We start from the raw sequence: 19,224 nt of genomic DNA, 5'->3' as shown, positions 1-19,224 counted from the left end.
CATTTACGAAGTAAAAAATGCGATGTCGGGCTATATTTTATCAGTTTCCTTGTGTAGATTATCAATTGTCTAATATGAATTATCATAGATTTCATTGAGGACTTTGAAAGTGGGGGTACTCATTCCTCACTGGGGATGCATTGAAGATTGTTCAAATGAACATCGAAAAGCTTCCGCAGTGTGAGTGGGTATCAAATGCTACTGCATAAGCTAGTACAGAAGTGGGGGAGTACAAAAGTTATTAGGGGAATTCATGGAGGCACCGGGTGGGGAGCTGAAATGATGAGCTTTTGTAACTCTTCTAAGGTTTAACATACAAACCACCGGGCAAATGGAAATGAACAGTATTCCTAGTAAGCTAGATGTCGCTGCGGATATCGCTGGACCTATTCGTGAGGACGATGGGGACGGTCAACTGCTCGCAATCTCTGAAATGTCAGAGTTGTTTAGCGTCACTCTGCGTACACTACGATTCTATGAGGAGAAGGGGCTTCTTAACCCAGTACGTCGTGGAGCACGCCGCTTCTACAGAGGTCGTGATGTGAGCCGCATGCGGGTCATTTTGCAGGCCAAGAAGATCGGTCTGACGCTGGCAGAAGTTCGTCGTATTATCAAGCTCGTTGAGGGTTCCAGCCCTCGTCCTGAGCAACTTAAAGAACTTCAGGAAATTTGTGGTGCGCAGGAGCAGCTGCTTCATGAGCAGGAGCAAGCGCTTCAAGAACAGATTGCAGAAGTTCGCGGTGTGTCTCATGCACTGAGCAGCATGCTGGAAACAGAAGCGGCTTAATTGCTTCTGATAAGAGTTACGGAACCCGGCTCCCTTGGTGCCGGGTTTTTTGTTGTCCTGACGTTGCTTAAGCGGTGTCTCCGGCCATGTTCTGCTCGCAGTCAGGCAAAAGAAAAGCGGGGTACTGGACCCCGCTTTTATTCATTCTGCTGTACCGTTTTGCTTAGAGCACGTTGCGTTCTAAGCGGCAGCAGGTGTTTTGTGGTTCTCAATCAGCTCAATGAAGCGAGAGAACAGGTAGTGGCTGTCTTGTGGACCTGGAGACGCTTCCGGATGGTGCTGTACTGAGAAGACAGGCGCATCTTTTACACGCAGACCACAGTTGGTGCCGTCAAACAGGGAAACGTGTGTTTCTTCCACGTTGTCGGGCAGGCTGCCAGCACTCACAGCAAAGCCATGGTTCATGCTGGTGATTTCAACCTTGTTGGTGGTGTAATCGTGAACCGGATGGTTTGCGCCGTGATGGCCTTGATGCATCTTTGTGGTGGTGCCACCAAGTGCAAGCGCGAGCATCTGGTGACCCAGACAGATACCGAAGACCGGCAGGCCAGACTTCACGAGACTACGGATGGTTGGAACCGCATATTCACCTGTTGCAGCTGGATCGCCAGGGCCGTTGGACAGGAATACTCCATCCGGCTTGAGAGCGAGGACGTCTTCAGCAGAAGTGGTTGCAGGCACCACAGTTACGCGGCATCCGGCATCTGCCAGAAGGCGGAGGATGTTACGCTTTACGCCAAAGTCCAGAGCAACCACGTGATGGCTTGGTTTGTTCTGGGCGCCAAACCCGTCATCCCAATCCCAGGTGGTTTCGTTCCAATCGTAGGTTTTCTGAGTGCTCACGCCTTTTGCAAGGTCCATGCCTTCCAGATCCGGGAGGCCGGCTGCTTCTGCTTTCAGCGCTTCCACATCAAACTCACCATCAGCGTTATGAGCGATCACAGCGTTCTGCATGCCTTTTTCGCGGATGAGAGCTGTTAATGCGCGGGTGTCTACGCCGGTCAGGCCCACAATGCCTCGTGCCTTGAGCCATGCATCGAAGTGGTTGCCAGAGCGATAGTTGGAAGGGGTGGTGATGTCGGTGCGCAGAATCGCGCCTCGTACGCCAGACGTGCCTTCCATATCTACAGTTTCAACATCGTCTTCGTTCGCGCCCACATTGCCAACATGGGGGAACGTGAAGGTGATGATCTGTCCTGCATAGGAAGGATCTGTGAGAATCTCTTCATACCCGGTCATTGCCGTATTGAAGCAGACTTCGCCGGACGCTGTTCCAAGAGCTCCAACGCCTCGGCCTTCAATGACTGTACCGTCTGCGAGAACGAGGAGGGCGGTAGGTTTAGGTGCTGACCACGCGTCTTGAGCTTTCATCACTTGCTTTCTTGATACGGTTGATGACAGTATGCGTCCATCTGAAACGCACCGAAGGGACTTGACTTTGGCGCGTCACAGTCGCATCAAGGCCGGGACCATAGGAGAAGGGGTTCCTCTGGTCAATATCACTCGTGTAGAAATAATAGCGCTCGAGTTACAGGAAATCAGCTCAAATCAGATGGATGAGACGTATTATCCGGGATTTGGAGAGCCTCTTTTAAAGTTTCCGCGTCAGGGTTCCTTTAGTATGTTGCGAGACAAAATAGCGAATGCGCTGAAAGCCGCGCAAGAAGACACTAACAAAAGACGTGCCGCCACGTTGCGCCTCATCACCGCTGCCATTATGGACCGGGATATGGCTGCTCGTGAGCAAGGCCGTGATGGCTTAAGCGACGAAGAGCTGATGGACCTCCTGCACACCATGCTAATCCAGCGTGAACAGGAAGCGGCGCATTGTGAAGCGAGCGGTAAGGTAGAGCTTGCTGTGCAAGAGCGTGAAGAAGCGGAAATGATCCGTGAATTCTTGCCGTCTCAGCTCAGCGAGTACGAAATGAAGCTTGTTTGTCAAACAGTTGTCGAGTGCGTTGAAGCGCGCGGACTGCGCGATATGGGCCGCTGTATGGCTGAGTTGAAAGAACGTTATCCGGGCCAGATGGACTTTGCGAAAGCCAGTTGTATGGTGAAGCAGATGCTGCGTGCTCCGCAGTAAGTCAACGTTTTTGGAGCACTTACAGGCCGCCGCGTCATCATGATGCGGCTTTTCTTTTTTCCTGAAGCGATAAATTGAGTTAAGCCAGCGTAAATGGGGGTTTTGCTGGCTTCTTGGGGCCTTCACGGCTATATAATACCCAGCTCAGCTGCTTTCAGGCCACTACGACAAATTGGACCACTATGCGTTTCGATCAGCTCTTTCTTGATGACATTCGCAACCGCGTCTCGCTTACAGATGTGGTGGGGCGACGTGTAACCTGGGATCGGCGTAAATCGCAGCCCGGAAAGGGCGATTATTGGGCCTGTTGTCCCTTCCATTCAGAGAAGTCTCCCAGCTTTCATGTTGATGAGCGCCGCAACCGCTACAAGTGCTTTGGCTGTGGTGAAAGTGGAGATCATTTCAAGTTTCTGATGGAGACTGAGGGCCTCAGTTTCCCCGAAGCTGTGGAAGAATTAGCCGGTGTGGCTGGAATCGCCATGCCTGCGCCCGATCCTCAGGCGGCAAAACGAGCTGCTAAACGTAATTCTCTGACCGATGTCTGTGAGATGGCGGCACGCTATTTCCGGCATGTGTTCCAGTCTGCTGACGGGCGCGCTGCGCAAGAGTATGTGCAGCGGCGCGGTTTGAGTGCCGAGACGCTGAATGAGTTTCAGTTTGGTTTTGCGCCTCCGGGACGTGATAATCTGAAGAAGGCTTTGATGGCGAAAGACGTCACTGAAGCTGAGCTGATTGAAGTGGGTTTGCTCATTAAACCCGAGGACCGGCGTCCGTCTTATGACCGATTTCGCAATCGTCTGATGATCCCGATCCATGATGATCGGGGCAGGGCGGTTGCTTTTGGTGGCCGGACCATGGACCCGGATGGCCAGCCGAAATATCTGAACTCACCGGAAACGCCCGTTTTTCACAAAGGGACGATGCTGTTTAATGCGCATCGCGCGCGCCAGCCTGCTTATGAGAGCGGGCTGGCGATCGTTGTGGAGGGGTATATGGATGCCATTGCCCTTTGGCAGGTTGGCATCAAGGCGACGGTCGCGAGTTTGGGTACTGCGTTTACCGAAGACCAGATTATGCGGCTTTGGAAGTTTGCTGATGAGCCAGTGGTCTGCTTTGACGGTGACGTCGCCGGTATCTCTGCTGCCCACCGAGCGGTTGATCGTATTCTTCCAGTTCTGACCAGCGGTAAGTCTTTCCAGTTTGCGTTTTTGCCTGATGGGCAGGATCCGGATGATGTGATTAATGCTGGTGGCACCGCTGCCATGTACGGAGAGATTGAGAAAGCTCTGCCACTTTCAGAAGTGGTTTGGCGCCGTGAGAGCGAACAAGCCCGGATTGATACGCCTGAGCGCAAGGCTGCGCTGGAAAAGGCCGTTGAAGATCTGGTTGGGACCATCAAAGATGAGCGCGTTCAGAAGCGTTATCGGATGGACTTGCGCCTCAAACTCTCCAATTTGTTTTACGAGGAGAGCCGCCGAAACCGTGGCAAAGGCGGTGGTGGTCGCGATGAGGGCTGGCGCGGAAACAAGAAACAAGGCGCGGATGATGAGTGGGCATCCCGTGCCCGCGTTGAAGCGCCCGACACGCCATCTTATGGGGTGGAGCGCAGCTTCTGCACCATGTGCCTGATGTATCCGGAGCTGTTTGACCGCCACTTTGAACGGATTTCGCAGCTGACGTATTCCAACGAGCTGCACTCCATGTTCATGACGGCGCTGGTTCGGATTGCGACGGACCTTGCTGAAGGTGCTGTGACGCAGATCTATAACAAGCTGGATGAACGGTTCTATCAAATCCTGCAGGAAGCCATCGTGAGTGCGAGCTCTGAAAGCGATGGCAGCAAGGCAAGTACCTTGCGCCGCTGGGATGCGCTGACCAACCGTCTGCAGGTTTTGAAGGAAGACCCGCCCGAGGACTTCGTGGAGATGTTGTTCCTGAATTATGCAGATATGCTTGAGTTACGCATGTTGGAGCAGGAACTTGAGCATGAAACGCGAGCCATGGAGCAGGATCTGACCGAAGAAAGCTGGGGCCGGTTTCAGGCGCTTACGCAGGATTTGGCTCGTCGCCGTGAGGATTGCCTTCATGATGAGCAGGAGTTGGCAGAGCGTGCCGCCAAAATGCGCTCCTCAAAAGGGTCTGTTCTGGCTTGATCTGAGAGGAGGGATTGCGGGTCTGTTTATCTGCTCCCCCCAGAGGATCTGGTGATCGCAACTTGAGGTAGAATTGTGATGGAAGAACTCTTGTTTTTCAAAGTTATCCAGAAAAACACGCAATGAACTGTCCAAAATCCCCTAGAATCAGATTGACCATGCCGAATCGCCCTTGCGAATCACAAAAGGCGGGCTACATACACTAAGTCGGACAGTCGATACGAGCGCCCGTAGACCTTAGATGTCTTTAAAGCGGCGATATCATAATCGGATAATCAGCGCTGTCGATGCCTGGAATGTGCCGGATACGGCCTAAAACGGTAGGGATGCCGGTGAGCAGTCTTGCCCGAATGAGTTTTGGGTTTTCAATTCCGTGAAAACATTTTGATACCAGGGTTAAGTCAGGTTTAAGGGACTTTGCGTTAAACCCCAAAGTCAAATGTGATTCAAATGCCGCCTGTGTGGTCCAAACACGGGGGTGATTGATTGCGTAACGCGATAGTTCGCTGGAGCACGACCAGCGACTTTGGAGCAGAATATGGCGACGAAGGCGACACAAGCTGAAGATACGCAGGAACCGGCAGGCGCAGAGGGACAAGATGGTCCGCTCTTGGATTTGTCGGTCGCCGCCGTCAAGAAAATGATCAAGTCCGCGAAAAAACGCGGATACATCACTTATGACGAACTGAATGAAGTTCTTCCACCTGATCAGGTGAGCTCTGAGCAGATTGAAGACACCATGTCGCTTCTTTCTGAAATGGGCATCAACGTTGTTGAGGCGGAAGATGCAGAAGAAGGTAAAGAGGAAGAGGAAGCTCCACCCGCTGTAGACGGCGGTGAGTTGGTTGTTGCTTCTTCTACTGCTGTTACCAAAACTACGACTGCTAAAGAACCTACAGACCGTACCGATGATCCGGTGCGTATGTACCTGCGCGAGATGGGCTCTGTTGAGCTGTTGTCCCGCGAAGGCGAAATTGCCATTGCAAAGCGTATTGAGGCTGGCCGCGAGGCTATGATCTCAGGTCTTTGCGAAAGCCCACTGACCTTCCAGGCGATTATCATCTGGGGTGAGGAGCTGGCCGAAGGCAAGGTTCTGCTGCGTGACATTATTGATCTGGATGCAACATATTCCGGACCTGATGACAAGAACGGTCCATCTGATGATGACCTTTCTGAGCAGGAAAACGCTGGCGAAGGTGAAGTTCCTGAGGCTGTGCGCCTTAAGGAAAAAGAAGAAGCCCGCAAGCGCAAGGAAGAAGAAGCCCGTAAGCCTAACGGTGCTGCCGCTGCTGCGCCTGCTAATGCAGCTTCGGGTGCGCCGGGTGAAGCACCTGCAGAAGGTGGTGAAACCACTGATGACGATGACGACGAGTACGAGGCAAACGTTTCTCTTTCCGTGATGGAAGCAGAACTGAAGCCTATGGTCGTTGAGATCTTTGACAGGATCACAGAGGATTACAAGAAGCTGCGCAAGCTTCAGGACCAGCTGGTTGAAAACAAGCTGGCTAACAAAACTCTGTCTCCGTCTCAGGAGCGTCGTTACAAGAAGCTCAAAGAAGACATTATTGTTGAAGTGAAGAGCCTGCACCTCAATAACAACCGTATTGAGACACTGGTTCAGCAGCTTTACTCCATCAATAAAATGCTGATGGGTTATGAAGGTCGCTTGCTGCGTCTTGCAGACAGCAACGGCGTGAACCGCGCTGACTTCATCAAATACTATCAGGGTTCTGAGCTGGACCCGAACTGGATCCGCAAAGTTGCAAACCTGTCTGGCCGTGGTTGGAAGAAGTTTGTGACCCATGACGGCGATATGATCCGCGAACTGCGCGGCGAGATTCAGACGCTTGCGACTGAGACTGGCCTTGAGATCACCGAATTCCGTACCCTGGTTTCCATGGTGCAGAAGGGTGAGCGCGAAGCGCGTATCGCGAAGAAGGAAATGGTGGAAGCGAACCTTCGTCTCGTTATCTCCATTGCCAAGAAATACACCAACCGTGGCCTGCAGTTCCTGGATCTTATTCAAGAAGGTAACATTGGCCTCATGAAGGCGGTAGACAAGTTCGAATACCGCCGTGGTTACAAGTTCTCCACCTATGCGACCTGGTGGATTCGTCAGGCGATCACCCGGTCCATCGCGGATCAGGCACGCACCATCCGTATTCCGGTGCACATGATCGAGACGATCAACAAGATCGTTCGTACCTCTCGTCAGATGCTTCACGAGATTGGCCGTGAGCCAACCCCGGAAGAGCTCTCTGAAAAGCTGCAGATGCCGCTTGAGAAGGTCCGTAAGGTGCTGAAGATCGCTAAGGAGCCTATCTCCCTTGAAACACCGATTGGTGACGAGGAAGACAGCCATCTTGGTGATTTCATTGAGGATAAAAACGCCATCCTGCCGATTGATGCGGCAATTCAGGCGAACCTTCGTGAGACCACGACCCGCGTTCTGGCATCGCTCACACCTCGTGAAGAGCGTGTCCTGCGTATGCGCTTTGGTATCGGCATGAACACCGACCACACTCTGGAAGAGGTTGGTCAGCAGTTCTCCGTTACTCGTGAGCGTATTCGTCAGATTGAGGCGAAAGCGCTGCGTAAGCTGAAACACCCAAGCCGCTCCCGCAAACTACGGAGCTTCCTGGACAGCTAAGCTGCTACGGATATGTGAGAATTAAGAAGCCGGTCTCTGTGAGGAGGCCGGCTTTTTTTGTTTTTTGAAAGTGGGCACTGAAGTAAGAGTGTAAGAAATTCTCATATGTACCAACTACCAAACCGATGCCGCCTTAAACGATGGGTTACAGCACTTTGGGAAGGTCAAACACCAGCAACCCGACTTGTCCCAATGGCAATTGTGAAACAACTTCACCTTTGGGGTTTAAGACTGCTGTAGGCCCTAGTGCCAGATAGCCTTCGCGTTTGCCAGTAACGTCCGATGATATCAGCCACAGTCCAGTCTCTTGGCAACGTAGCCCCCGCACTGAATTATGTAGTGATTTGTATTTTTCTGCTGTTTCATGCTTCAGCATGTTATTCGCGCAACAAACGATGAGATCCACGTTTTGTCGGGCAACCTGTTCTGCGAGAGGTGCGAAGTTTAAGTCATAACAGATGTTTATGGAAAACTTGAGGCCTTGGACTTCAAATGTTGGAACATCTAGCCCCTTTGTGAAAGCTGCCTCACTTGGTAAAAGGTAGTGTTTCCGATATTTCCCAACAAATTCTTGATTTTTAACGACTATTGATGTGTTAAATAGTTTTTCGTCTTCCTTCTCGATCATACCAACTACAAGTATCGGCCCTGAGACGGGAAACTGCTCCAACAGCTCGAGAAAACGTGGTGAACCAAGATCAATAGCTACTTCACGTACCTGTTTTTCTTGGGGGATGTAGCCTTGTAAAAACCCTTCTGGGAAAGCCAATAAGTGAACGTTCTGTGCATTCGCTTGATCAGAGGTTTTTCTGAGAAATTGTAGTGCAGCTGGTAGATTATTGAGAAATTCAGGAGCCTGTGCTGCTGCTATACGGACGGTTGACACGTGTATTGCCCTTCCTTGAGATCTGCTCCCGACATTAAACCTTCTGCTAAATTCACCAAGGTTAAATGGTTGCTTTGTCTGCTACTGAAGAAGGTATTTCCGTCATGCCGGACGGAGTGCAGCGGAGATCCGGTATCCAGAGTTGTGGGGGGAGCGCTGGTGGGTGTGGTTCTAGATCCCGCATCAAGTGCGGGAGGACGGCGGTGGGGGGCGTGACGTGTGGCTTGCGGGATATAGGGCTGTGGTGTGGGGTGAGGTGCTTACTAGCGTATCCTCAGGGCAACAGGTGCGGAGTTGTTGCAACTTTTCGTTGACAGGTGAGCGGTTCCATTCCACATTCATATGTGAGGCTTCGAAACCTCTGAAAAGCGGTAACCGCTCCCGTCAACTAGCGGATTTTTTGTGCCTTTTTTCCAAAGGCGCAAACCCTTTGCTATGAGCGGGAGGGCGGTGAATACAACACCTCCTTCGGGAGGGAATAAACTCGCCTGTCTTTTCCAGGTTTCGAACCTCCCGCTCGCCAGCGGGCCGTCGAAAGCTCGTCTGTCGTCGCGGATCTTCAACAGCCAGAAAAGAAGGCTTTGAATATGGACGACACTGCATGCGCCTGTGGCGCCACAAATACTCTTCAGAATGAAATTGACGACGTGAACGTTGCTGTTTCTGATCTTCAGAACCTTGCTTATATGCAGCATATGGTGCTGAGCGAGCGGATGAAGAACAGTTGCGAACGTGACGTTTTAATCACTTTGTACTACGCTTTATGTAACCGCCTAGAGGCACTTGATAAGACCTGCGGAATTTTAACTGATGCGTTGTCTGGTACGTCCTTCCCTAAAGGATTTTCCGGTCACGCGACACGCAGCGTCGCCTCTCCAACATTGGTCAATACTAAAACTGTGTCTCTTGATTAGATCACTGTGAACGGCACTTCAAGGGCTGCCTCAACTACCCTTGCACAGCCCTTCATGAGTGTCCTGCTGGTCTGCGGCCGGGCGAATTGTGCCCGCAGGCCAGCATTTTTGTGTGCGTATATGGATGCGTTGGTTTTGTGGTCTTGAAGTTCTTGGCTTCAAACTGAAGGTTTCTCTCAATCAGCTCTTGTGGGTTTTCTGCGAGGATTGCGTATCGATTTTATGCGTGTCCTTGTCCGAGGTCTGACTTGTAAGGATGTGCAGTCTAAGGAGCAGGGATATGGAACCGGAAGATATGCGGCGTGAGCTGGATGGGTTGAGGGCTGCGATTGAGCAGAAGCCGAGCAGGGGGTGGGTGATTGCGACTTCGATTATTACGACTCTGCTGGTTCTTGTGGTGATTGCCGTGATTATGATGTTTGCGATGATGAACCGTATGCACGATATTGGCTGGCGTGGTCATGACAAGTATTTTGATCAGCCTTTCCGCCGATCACCGCCACCTGCACCGGGTCAGCCGCTGCCACGGTGATTTCCTAACCGTATCTTTATCTAAAAAACTGGATTCCACTTTTTGCAGCTGCGCTTTAACAAGGGCACCGGCAAGTGCCTGAACCGTTGGCGGGTCGCGTCCGGGGTTGTCTCCACATTTACGGCACATGCTTTTAATCCTTCTGTGTGATCAGGGCATTCTTGGCATCTTGAAAGCCAGCAGGGCGGCTATGCCTGCAATGGCTGCCATAATGAGGAACATGAGCGGACCGGATTGCGCTGCATTTTCCAAAGTGATCAAGTCTTTCGCGCCGGGAACGGAGAAACCGGAGAGGCCTGCCAAAAGGCCTGCTAATGCTGCGCCAATGGCCGTGCCTGCGGATTGCAGCGGCCCGATGAAGCCGGAGGCTCTGTCGCGCTCATCGTCGGTTTCAGCGTAAATGATTGCCACTTTCAGGAACTGGCTGCTCATGCCAAAGCCTGCTCCGTTAAAGACGGCGGAAAGCAAGAATATCCAAAGAGACATGGTGTAGAGCGAAACAGCGGTGAGCAGTATGCCTGCGATGATGTTTAGCGTTCCCAGACGGATCAGATAGGTTCGTATGTGCGGTGTCTGCACGCGGGCGACGATCCATGCAGCGGTTGTCCATGTGAAGGCTGTAATCGCCATGGCATAGGACGCCTCGGTGACGGAAAGACCCCACAGAACCTGACCCATGGCAGCGCCATAGATAGAACGGGCAGCGCTGGCGATAAACAGCAGCAGTGTGACCCACATGCCAAGGCCCAAAATGCCTGTGAACCTGAACGCGCCGCGCGGAACGAATGGGTTTGTGCTTTTCTTATCCCATTTTACAGCAAGGAACAGCAGGATCAGGCCAACACCTAAAGCACCACTGATGTGGGGAAGGCTGCGCAGCTCACCCACATAGGCGATGAGCAGGACGGCGACAGCGAGCAATCCGAGGCGGGGGAACATGCTTAACCTGTCAGTGGATTGAGTGGTTTGGTCTTTGTCTCTTGTGGTGGAGGGGATGACGGTGATTGCCAGCACAAGCAACAAGAGCGACAGCGGCAGGTTGGCGTAAAACACTGCGCGCCACGACCAGCTTTCTGTCAAAATGCCAGCGGCGAGCGGGCCAATGCCTGCGGAAATTGCCCAAATCCCCGAGAGCAAGGCGAAGACTGAGGGGACGGCGTCTTCCGGGTAGAGGTCTGAAATCAAGGTGTAGCAGAGCGAGACAATCATGCCCTCACCCAGACCTTGTAGCAATCTGCCGAGCAGCAAGTGCTCCAACGCGCCAGCTGCGCCAGCGATGAAGGAGCCCACCAGAAAAGACAGGGCGGCGGCGATGAATAAAGGGCGTGCGCCGATGCGGGCTTTCAGGGATCCTGTGACTGTGCCTGCCAGAATGGAGCCAATCTGAAACAGGCTGAGCACCCAGAAGGCGCGTTGCTGGCCGCCAAGGTCGCGGATGATGTCTGGCATGATGGCGGAGGAGAGGAAAGTGTTCATGCTTGCCGAACCCACACCTAAAATCATGATGAGGGATGCAAGCCAGCGACCATTCATGGTTAGCTTTTTGAAGGGCGATAATGCCATTGTTTGTGACGGACTGGAAATGGTCATGAGTATTGCCTGTTTTAAAATATATGTTTTGTTTAATTCGGAGGATTTAATAAGTAAAGTATTTTCTTATTAAATCCCTTTGCCGTGTGTCGTCGATAAATCGATTCTGCAAAAATTGGCCCAACATAAATTGGCGGATTGTTCCTTTTGTTTCGCAGGCTTAGCTTTTCTACAGCACGAGGAGGTCCTTTTTTCGGCAGATGTGAAGACAACTTGAATAGCTTGGTTTTGTGTGGACACTTGGCGGTCGTCCACGTGATGCTTTGCGCAGTTTTGGGGTGCTGAAACAACGAAAAATGCTGCGTGCTTGGTGGGGTGTTCTGAAGTGAGGCGGCTTCAGAGTATGCATCACTGAGGAATGTCTGGGGTGGAGCCTATCAGACTCCAATATAGGAGCACTAGTGGGAGCGTGCATGTTGCCGGGCTATGATGGTTGTCGGCATTTAAAAAAGAAAACCCCGCTTGGGGCGGGGTTTTGAGAGGTTGCATTGGAGGCTTGTGTTACTGCACAAGTTCGTAGGTTATTGTAACTGATGACGAGAGGGTCTCCTGACCTGCTGCAATTGGTGGGGCACTGTCCATTTTTGCAGCTCTCATGCCCATCATTTCCGGGTAGGGACGTGGGTTGTACCCGGCTTCGGAAATGCTGAGAATTTTGCCAAGGCTAACACCGGCAGCTTTCGCGTAGGTTTCCGCCTTGGTGCGCGCGTCTTGCACGGCGCTTTCGCGGGCTTCATCAATATATTTTTCAGGATTGGATACGCCGAACTGGATCTGGCCAACATCGTTGGAGCCGTTTTGCACCAGCATGTCCAGTGTGGTGCCCAGTTTGGTGATGTCCTTCAGACTGATGCGGATGCCGTTCTGCACGCGGTAGCCAACAATCTCAGGAGCTTTTGGCTCATTGTTTTTGAGGCGGCGGTTGTCGTAGATCGGTGAAATGTCAAAACCGGTGGTCTGGATATTCTTTTTTTCGATGCCAGCGTCTTCAACATCCTGCAGGATGGCGCGCATGGTGACGGAGTTTTGCTGAAGGGCGGACTTTGCATCATCACCCTGTGTGATTACGCGAGAGACCAGCGTCGCCATATCAGGCGCCACGTTGACCGATCCCTGGCCGGAGATTGTGATCTTGCCAGTTTGTTCAGCAGCCTTGGCATTGACACCGCTGGATACAACAAGGGCGGCGGCAACAAGACCAGCAACTGCCAGCGCGCTTATACTTGGAAGACGCAATTTCTTCTGTTCGCTCTGCATTAAAATCTCCAGTTTCAAATTTGTTGAGGCTGATGCCTGATCCGTGCTGCGGACTGTCATTCTTGATCAGCCGAATATCGAGAAATGCAATTAGAAGTTACAATTGCGGCGGCTCTCAGGCGTGATCATGTCAATTCACGGGTTTGATTTTGATGATCCAGGTTTATCGGATCGCCGACATTGCCATCCCCCGACAACAGGATTGCAATGGGGCGCGAAGATGGGAACTGGGCGCAAATGATGATGGCAAGCACGACAAGCGGCACGCACAGCACCATTCCAATAACGCCCCATAATGCCCCCCAAAAGCTCAATGAGATCATAATAACGAGGGGTGAAATGTTAAGTTGTGTGCCCATCAGACGTGGTTCCACCAGATTGCCGAGAATGAACTGAACTGCTCCCAGCCCAAGAGTAATCGCGATAAATGGTGTGAGGGTGTCAAAATAGACCAGTGACAACAGGCTTGGGAAGATGACGGCAATCAGAGAGCCAATGGTCGGGATGTAGTTGAGCAGGAAGGCGATGAACCCGAAAAGGGCCGCGTAAGGCAGGTCTGCCCATGACGTGATGCCGTAGGTGAGGAAACCGGTGATGATGCTGACACCGGTTTTGATACCCATGTAGTGACGCATGCGACGACCAATCTCTCCACGGATGGCGAACGCAAGCTGTACGCGGTCGGAATCTTCAAAGAGGGCGGCGAGCTTTTTGTCAAAGGTTGCCGCCTCAAAGATCATAAAGAGCACGTAGATGAAGACCAGTGAGCTGGATCCGGCCAGACTGGTGAGAACGGATGCTCCGGTGCTGAGGGCTGCGCTTAGCGAGAAGTTGGGCAGGATGTCTGAAAGCTGGAGCGGCTTTTCCATGTTCAGTTGGTTGGCAAGCTTGAGCAGCAGCTCATCCAGCCGCCCCTGATAGGTTGGTGCGTCGAACGCCAGTTGCTGCAGGTTGACTGAGACAATGTTGAACAGGATGCCGACGACATAAAAGATCGCGAACAGGGCCAGCAAAATGGTGAGTGGGCGCGGCAGATACGGTCCAACCACAGGCAAATGTCGCAGGGCAGAGGACATGGAGTTGATAATGTACCAAAGCACCAATGCGATAATCAGGGGTATAATGAGGGAGCGCCCTATGAAGAGTAGCCAGCCAATAATGACAAGAAGGAACAAAGAGGCGGTGAACTTAATAAGAGGCTGGCGCATCATGCACTCCAAGGGATCAGGCTGCCGGAAGCTGTTAGTTTTCACATAGTCTCTTAAAATCAGGTATTTATAAAGCTTTGTGATGAATGCTCTGTTGATCTGCCGGGGAAAAGGCGCATCCCCAAGTTTCAACAGGATCTGCCCCCCTCTCTGCTATAAACAATTTACTCAGCCGTGGTTGTTGGTGTAGAACCTGTCTTCGGTAAGGGCCTGTAGCTCAACTGGTTAGAGCCGTCCGCTCATAACGGACTGGTTGGGGGTTCAAGTCCCTCCGGGCCTACCACCTTTCCTATCTTGTTCATTTCCCTTTTAGAACGGCTGCCTTGATGTAACTTGCATTCAAGTTATGCATTTATGCTATCTGCATGATGTAATCGTGTGGGCTCTATTAGAATTGATATTTATAACACCATGAATTTATAGGTAATATTTTCTATCAGGTATTCGCTAGGTGAAATTGAACTAAAGTAATCATTTGGTTCTTACCTTGTTAAAAGAAACTAATACCTCGATATGTCGTGAGATGACACAATTGTAATCCCCTAATATACCAAAGCTACATCGATACAACTGACACTTTCTTTCTCAGAAATTTATCGTGAAGTCCTCGTTAGATTAGGGGTTGCTATGAGACTAAATTCTGCTCTCGGGCTTATGCTGGGGTGTGTCCTCAGTGTTGGCTCCTCTCACGCACAACAACTTGTTTATCAGCCGACTAATCCGAGCTTTGGCGGATATGCGGCTAATACCACTCACCTTTTTGCAACGGCGAATGCCCAGAAAACTGCGACTGTCGGAGGAAGCAACAAGTATGGTTCCGGGTCTGGTAGCGGTGCTGATGGTTCTGGCAGTAGCCTGGCTGATTTGTTTGTACGCCAGCTTCAGAACCGACTGATTTATGCTTTGGCGGATCAGGTATCCCAGGCGATTTTTGGTGATGATCCGAAAGACAGCGGCACTGTGAGCTTTGGCGACCAGAAGGTTTCGTTTGTTCGCGGCACAGATTCCATTCAGCTGCAGATTATTGATGAAAGCACGGGTGCCATTACCGATATCACGGTTCCTGTCCTGCAAGACAGTACTCCCATAAATTAATGCCAGGTTATTGATATGATGAAGAAATCCATTGTTGTTGCCATGGCGTTGTCGTTGTCTGCCTGCGGGCCGGTAACACGCATGGCATTTAGTCCCGGACCTCAGCTTGCAACGATTTCGGTGCAAGCCAGCAAACTGAAAAAGCTGCCCGCTCCGAAGGAACCGATTTACGCTGCTGTCTACAGTTATCAGGATCTGACAGGCCAGTATAAGCCGTCTGACAAGGTCCAGACGCTGTCACGATCTGTGACGCAGGGCGCTGACACTATGCTGGTTCGTGCGCTTCAGGATGCCGGGGATCGCAAATGGTTCCGTGTGGTTGAAAGGGGCAATCTTGATGCTTTGCTGAAAGAACGCCAGATCGTTACGCAGATCCGCAAAATCTATCTGGGTGAAGACAAAGTTGATCCGAAGGTCCTGCCACCACTGCTTTATGCGGGAGTTCTTTTTGAGGGTGGCGTTGTCGGGTATGATAGCAACACCCGAACAGGCGGATTAGGGGCTCGTTATCTGGGCATTGGCGGAAATGCGGATTACCGGCAGGATGACGTGACGGTTTCGCTGCGTGCTGTCAGCACACGAACCGGTGAAGTCATGGCCAACGTGATGGTTCAGAAATCCGTTGTCTCTGTCGGGTTGAAAGGTGGCGCGTTCCGCTACATCGCTTTAGATGAAATTTTAGAAGCCGAAGCTGGCATCACCAAGAATGAGCCTGTCACCCTTGCTGTGCAGCAGGCCATTGAGAAGGCGGTTTATTCCATTGTCATGGAAGGGGCGCGTGTTGGAGCCTGGAGTTTTGAGAACCCGGCTCAAGCCAATGCTTTGTATCAGGAATACACATCTGAGAAGGCACAGGTCACCCAGCGTGTAAAGGTTAAAAAGGCTCGCCCCCCATCGAATATGGGTCCATATCGGGGCAGTGTTCCACTAGCACGGTCAAACCTGTGGGCGAATAAGAAATCTTAGGATGTTGCAAAATGTTCAGCAGTTCTAGAACAACATCCATCTTTTTCCTCTTGATCCAAAATTTCTCTAAGACATTGAAAATAAGTGACTATGAGAAATGGTGGCAAGAGATCTCGGTTACCGTAAAAACGGTAATAGAGGGTGTGCGACCTCGCAAAAACTCACACACCCTCATGTCGCAACGGAGCAAATGTGATTGGTTACAATCTCCTTTGCTCACCCGAACTATTATAGGTGAAGGTTCGTAATTATGAAGCAAATTCTTATTTTGTCATGTTCAGCTTTGGCATTTTCAGTTGCTGCTGCTCATGCGGGAGATGGTAATGCATCTTCTCTGAGCCAGGTAAATCTTGCTGGTGCAGGCAACACGGGTACAATCACCCAGATTGGCGACAGCAACGATGCGATTGTAGTGCAGACCAACACTGCAGGTGGCGGAAACACTGCGACTGTACTGCAGACTGGCAGCAACAACATTGCAGGTAACAACCGCACTGCTAACACCAACCATCATGGTCAAATGGTGCAGCATGGCGCCAGCAACACTCTTTCCGTCAACCAAGATAACAATCAGATGGTAAGAAATGTCACTCAGTCTGGTGACCAGAACACTGCAAGCATCTTGCAGCGTGCAAATGGTTCTCCCTCTGATCGTACTCCTGATCATCGTGTCTGGCGTGTCAACCAGACTGGTCAAGTCGGTGCTGTTGCCTTGCAGAACAGCCTGACAATTGACCAGCGCGGTGATACCAACGTTGTGGCTCGGGTTACTCAAGAAAACACCAATGCTGTTGGTGGAGTTAACACCGCTTCAATCCGTCAGCGTGGGGAACTTAATGGTGCCAATATCGATGATGTTCCACCAGATCCAACGGGAACGGGTACTCCTGTCGTTGAAGGTCCATCCCATGGTGCAAAGCTGATTCAGGTTGGTTCTGCCAACGACACATCAGCTCTTCAGAATGGTTCACGCAACAATTTCTGGCTTGAGTCCAGAGGTGTCGGCAATATGGTCGATCTGGTTCAGGATGCTGGTTCGAATCAGTCCTACACCAAATCTGTCATTGAAGGTGACATGAATGATGCTGGATACCGCCAGACTGGTGACATGCAGGATATTGATGTCAGTCTAAACGGCAGTAACTTTATGATCCGTGCGCGTCAGGCTGGAGACTCCAACACAGTTGACTACGTGGGTGCTGGTACTAACGGCAAAGTTTCCATTCAGCAGTCTGGTGCTGGCAATGCCTTCTCCGGTTATTCATGGGGCGATCGGCAGTATATTGCTGTGAAGCAGTCTGGTGATAACAACGGCGTTTACATTGATGGCTTGAATGGTCCGAACCTCAACAAGTTCTATGTGTTGCAGACGACAAGCGACAACGGCGTAACTGTTGGTGTTGTTGATGGTAGCTATAACCGCCTGCAGTTCATTCAAAAAGGTGGTGATGGCAACAACATCGATTTTGAAGACGTTAATGGTGATCAGAACAAGATCTTCCTCACCCAGAACGGTACAGGCAACTCTATCACCGGTAATGTTGGTAATCGGACTGACGCTTCTACCAGCAATGATAACCACATTCAGGTCGGGCAGATCGGTGATTACAACGAAGCCGGCGTCTCTGTGATGGGAAGCCACAACAGAGCAATGGTTGGCCAGAAGGGCGACTTCAACGTTGCTAATGTCAGCCAGACGGGTGACAGCAACTCTGCGACCATTAATCAGGGGGCTGCCAGTGTGGGAGTTCCAGCTATCGTGACTGACAGTTCTGTTCCGTTCAATACATTGATGGGTTCCAACTGGTAAGTCTTTTTCCCCCGGCCTACGGGCCGGGGTCTTTTTAGTTTTAGTGACTGAATCCAGAAAAAATAGAAACCGCTGTGATGTGATGGGAGTGGCGTAGTCCACTTCCGGAGCATTGCAATGTTGTTTGGGCGTGTTGGTTTTTTCGTTTTTGGTAGTGCTGTTTGTGGTGCTCTTTCTGGAGTTTCTGCCCAGGAAATGGCGGTTATTCCGCAAGTTGATGTCTCTGGGTATCAGCAGGGTGCCTCAACCTCTCAACTACTGGAGGACAAGAGCGCAAAGGTGTTTACGGGTAACATTCCTCAAGTGACGGAGTTTGGTGGGAACACCATCAGTCTTCGGGGGCTAGAAGAAAGTTACGCTACTTTGATCCTTCCCGTGATGCCGGAACTTGTGAGTGATGTACCTAACTCTCCGGTTGCCGGGCAGGGGCTGATCATTGGGACCGGGAATACGGTGCTTTATGAGGCTGAGGGAACCGGGAATGGCTTTGGGTTTATCCAATATGGATATGGCAATGCGCTCTCTGGCAGAACTTATGGGCACAACAACAATGCGCTGGTGGGGCAGTTCGGGAACAACAACCGCGCGCTCTTCAATCAATTTGGAGATGGAAATTCTCTGAGTATCATGCAGGGGCAATAGCCTTCAGTGGGCTCCTCGCTCCGAATTTTCGGGTGATGGATATGTTTAGGAAATTAGCTGGTTTTATTCTGGCATCTGTTTTGATGCAGTCTGCGGCTTTTGCAGGTGATGGGAACACGGCTCTCATCCGGCAGGTGGGGGACAATCACGAAGTTCAGGTTTCGCAAAGTGCGAGCAACAGTGAGGCTACTGTTTTGCAAGGTGGAGACACTCTTGCTGCAGGTCTGGGGCAACAGGCTTTGCGCGGAACATGGTTTGTTGGCAAGATTTTTGGCGCTTCCAAAAACACGTTGGATACAGCAGATAATGTTGCTGCGCTTGCTGTGCGCAACAGCTTTCTCGCGCCTTCTGCTGCTGGTGTTGGCAATGATGCGAGTGTTGTGATTTCGGGTGATAATTCAACCGGTAACCTGTTCCAGACGGGGGATGCCAATCAGGGGGCTGTGGAGGTGTCTGGCAGCAGTTCCAAGGGCACGTTATGGCAACATGGCAATAACAACGAAGCCGGGCTTGCTGTGACGAGCAACGGGACCAATGTGCTTTACACACAGCGTGGGAACGGGCTTAAAACTTCAGATGTTGCTGCTGGCAATACGCTTACTGTCTATGCGCCAGGCAATACTGTGATGGTGCATCAGCAGTAGACTGGCC

16 protein-coding genes and 1 tRNA gene are annotated in these 19,224 nt (G+C 51.3%); 12 read left to right on the top strand and 5 right to left on the bottom strand.

All coding sequences use genetic code 11. The annotated features are described in order from the left end of the window. Positions 1-337: 337 nt before the first annotated feature. On the top strand, positions 338-787 hold the full coding sequence (locus PsAD37_RS24175) for a MerR family transcriptional regulator (RefSeq protein WP_208860172.1): 450 nt from the start codon (positions 338-340) through the stop codon (positions 785-787). A 180-nt stretch (positions 788-967) separates the two neighbouring features. Here PsAD37_RS24175 and carA read toward each other — a convergent pair whose 3' ends face one another. Next, positions 968-2,158: a glutamine-hydrolyzing carbamoyl-phosphate synthase small subunit gene (gene carA / locus PsAD37_RS24170; RefSeq protein ID WP_063298248.1), complete on the bottom strand. Its 1,191-nt coding sequence runs from the start codon at positions 2,156-2,158 to the stop codon at positions 968-970. Positions 2,159-2,225: 67 nt separating this feature from the next. On the opposite strand from carA, the gene PsAD37_RS24165 reads away from it, so the two are divergent. From PsAD37_RS24165 to rpoD, 3 genes are all read left to right on the top strand, one after another. Then, the gene (locus PsAD37_RS24165) at positions 2,226-2,870 is read left to right on the top strand and encodes a GatB/YqeY domain-containing protein (RefSeq protein WP_342633601.1); all 645 of its coding nucleotides are present in this window, start codon (positions 2,226-2,228) and stop codon (positions 2,868-2,870) included. A 182-nt stretch (positions 2,871-3,052) separates the two neighbouring features. Next, a complete protein-coding gene (dnaG, locus tag PsAD37_RS24160) occupies positions 3,053-5,023 on the top strand; it encodes a DNA primase (protein ID WP_063298246.1) in 1,971 nt (656 codons plus the stop codon). A gap of 538 nt (positions 5,024-5,561) precedes the next feature. Next, positions 5,562-7,673 carry an RNA polymerase sigma factor RpoD gene (gene rpoD / locus PsAD37_RS24155; RefSeq protein ID WP_063298245.1) on the top strand — a complete coding sequence of 704 codons (2,112 nt, stop codon included), beginning with the start codon at positions 5,562-5,564 and terminating at the stop codon, positions 7,671-7,673. 145 nt (positions 7,674-7,818) lie between these two features. Here rpoD and PsAD37_RS24150 read toward each other — a convergent pair whose 3' ends face one another. Then, the gene (locus PsAD37_RS24150) at positions 7,819-8,559 is read right to left on the bottom strand and encodes a carbon-nitrogen hydrolase family protein (RefSeq protein ID WP_063298244.1); all 741 of its coding nucleotides are present in this window, start codon (positions 8,557-8,559) and stop codon (positions 7,819-7,821) included. A gap of 587 nt (positions 8,560-9,146) precedes the next feature. Between PsAD37_RS24150 and PsAD37_RS27940 the strand changes: the two genes are divergently transcribed. After that, positions 9,147-9,473, top strand: a complete 327-nt coding sequence (locus tag PsAD37_RS27940; protein ID WP_084408091.1) for a hypothetical protein — start codon at positions 9,147-9,149, stop codon at positions 9,471-9,473. A gap of 280 nt (positions 9,474-9,753) precedes the next feature. After that, the gene (locus PsAD37_RS24140) at positions 9,754-10,005 is read left to right on the top strand and encodes a hypothetical protein (RefSeq protein WP_063298242.1); all 252 of its coding nucleotides are present in this window, start codon (positions 9,754-9,756) and stop codon (positions 10,003-10,005) included. Positions 10,006-10,155: 150 nt separating this feature from the next. Here the strand turns inward: PsAD37_RS24140 and PsAD37_RS24135 are convergent, their stop codons facing one another. The 3 genes from PsAD37_RS24135 to PsAD37_RS24125 all read right to left on the bottom strand — a co-directional run bounded on the left by PsAD37_RS24135 (position 10,156) and on the right by PsAD37_RS24125 (position 14,060). Next, a complete protein-coding gene (locus tag PsAD37_RS24135) occupies positions 10,156-11,595 on the bottom strand; it encodes an MFS transporter (RefSeq protein ID WP_208992059.1) in 1,440 nt (479 codons plus the stop codon). Between the two features lie 501 nt (positions 11,596-12,096). Further along, a complete protein-coding gene (locus PsAD37_RS24130) occupies positions 12,097-12,852 on the bottom strand; it encodes an SIMPL domain-containing protein (protein ID WP_063298306.1) in 756 nt (251 codons plus the stop codon). A 125-nt stretch (positions 12,853-12,977) separates the two neighbouring features. Further along, complete coding sequence (locus PsAD37_RS24125; RefSeq protein WP_063298305.1) at positions 12,978-14,060, bottom strand: AI-2E family transporter; 1,083 nt, start codon at positions 14,058-14,060, stop codon at positions 12,978-12,980. A 206-nt stretch (positions 14,061-14,266) separates the two neighbouring features. Between PsAD37_RS24125 and PsAD37_RS24120 the strand changes: the two genes are divergently transcribed. From PsAD37_RS24120 to PsAD37_RS24095, 6 genes are all read left to right on the top strand, one after another. Beyond that, positions 14,267-14,343 (top strand) — tRNA-Ile (locus PsAD37_RS24120). Positions 14,344-14,687: 344 nt separating this feature from the next. Next, on the top strand, positions 14,688-15,155 hold the full coding sequence (locus PsAD37_RS24115) for a curli assembly protein CsgF (RefSeq protein ID WP_208992058.1): 468 nt from the start codon (positions 14,688-14,690) through the stop codon (positions 15,153-15,155). Positions 15,156-15,170: 15 nt separating this feature from the next. Next, positions 15,171-16,121 (top strand): CsgG/HfaB family protein, encoded by a 951-nt coding sequence (locus PsAD37_RS24110; protein WP_057465680.1) that lies wholly within the window; start codon positions 15,171-15,173, stop codon positions 16,119-16,121. A gap of 250 nt (positions 16,122-16,371) precedes the next feature. Further along, positions 16,372-17,931: a curlin gene (locus PsAD37_RS24105; protein ID WP_063298239.1), complete on the top strand. Its 1,560-nt coding sequence runs from the start codon at positions 16,372-16,374 to the stop codon at positions 17,929-17,931. A gap of 117 nt (positions 17,932-18,048) precedes the next feature. Beyond that, the gene (locus PsAD37_RS24100; protein WP_063298238.1) at positions 18,049-18,573 is read left to right on the top strand and encodes a curlin repeat-containing protein; all 525 of its coding nucleotides are present in this window, start codon (positions 18,049-18,051) and stop codon (positions 18,571-18,573) included. 41 nt (positions 18,574-18,614) lie between these two features. Continuing rightward, a complete protein-coding gene (locus PsAD37_RS24095) occupies positions 18,615-19,217 on the top strand; it encodes a curlin repeat-containing protein (RefSeq protein WP_063298304.1) in 603 nt (200 codons plus the stop codon). Positions 19,218-19,224 lie beyond the last annotated feature (7 nt).

Source organism: Pseudovibrio sp. Ad37, assembly GCF_001623075.1.
Lineage (GTDB): Bacteria > Pseudomonadota > Alphaproteobacteria > Rhizobiales > Stappiaceae > Pseudovibrio.
The sequence above is the reverse complement of the archived record's forward strand: the minus strand, read 5'-3'. Positions and strand labels throughout refer to the sequence as shown.

Excerpts from the sequence above, each read along its gene's own strand:
- PsAD37_RS24175 (WP_208860172.1), top strand. The coding sequence starts at position 338 with ATGAACAGTATTCCTAGTAAGCTAGATGTCGCTGCGGATATCGCTGGA.
- carA (WP_063298248.1), bottom strand. The coding sequence starts at position 2,158 with ATGAAAGCTCAAGACGCGTGGTCAGCACCTAAACCTACCGCCCTCCTC.
- dnaG (WP_063298246.1), top strand. The coding sequence starts at position 3,053 with ATGCGTTTCGATCAGCTCTTTCTTGATGACATTCGCAACCGCGTCTCG.
- rpoD (WP_063298245.1), top strand. The coding sequence starts at position 5,562 with ATGGCGACGAAGGCGACACAAGCTGAAGATACGCAGGAACCGGCAGGC.
- PsAD37_RS27940 (WP_084408091.1), top strand. The coding sequence starts at position 9,147 with ATGGACGACACTGCATGCGCCTGTGGCGCCACAAATACTCTTCAGAAT.
- PsAD37_RS24140 (WP_063298242.1), top strand. The coding sequence starts at position 9,754 with ATGGAACCGGAAGATATGCGGCGTGAGCTGGATGGGTTGAGGGCTGCG.
- PsAD37_RS24135 (WP_208992059.1), bottom strand. The coding sequence starts at position 11,595 with ATGACCATTTCCAGTCCGTCACAAACAATGGCATTATCGCCCTTCAAA.
- PsAD37_RS24130 (WP_063298306.1), bottom strand. The coding sequence starts at position 12,852 with ATGCAGAGCGAACAGAAGAAATTGCGTCTTCCAAGTATAAGCGCGCTG.
- PsAD37_RS24125 (WP_063298305.1), bottom strand. The coding sequence starts at position 14,060 with ATGCGCCAGCCTCTTATTAAGTTCACCGCCTCTTTGTTCCTTCTTGTC.
- PsAD37_RS24115 (WP_208992058.1), top strand. The coding sequence starts at position 14,688 with ATGAGACTAAATTCTGCTCTCGGGCTTATGCTGGGGTGTGTCCTCAGT.
- PsAD37_RS24110 (WP_057465680.1), top strand. The coding sequence starts at position 15,171 with ATGATGAAGAAATCCATTGTTGTTGCCATGGCGTTGTCGTTGTCTGCC.
- PsAD37_RS24105 (WP_063298239.1), top strand. The coding sequence starts at position 16,372 with ATGAAGCAAATTCTTATTTTGTCATGTTCAGCTTTGGCATTTTCAGTT.
- PsAD37_RS24100 (WP_063298238.1), top strand. The coding sequence starts at position 18,049 with ATGTTGTTTGGGCGTGTTGGTTTTTTCGTTTTTGGTAGTGCTGTTTGT.
- PsAD37_RS24095 (WP_063298304.1), top strand. The coding sequence starts at position 18,615 with ATGTTTAGGAAATTAGCTGGTTTTATTCTGGCATCTGTTTTGATGCAG.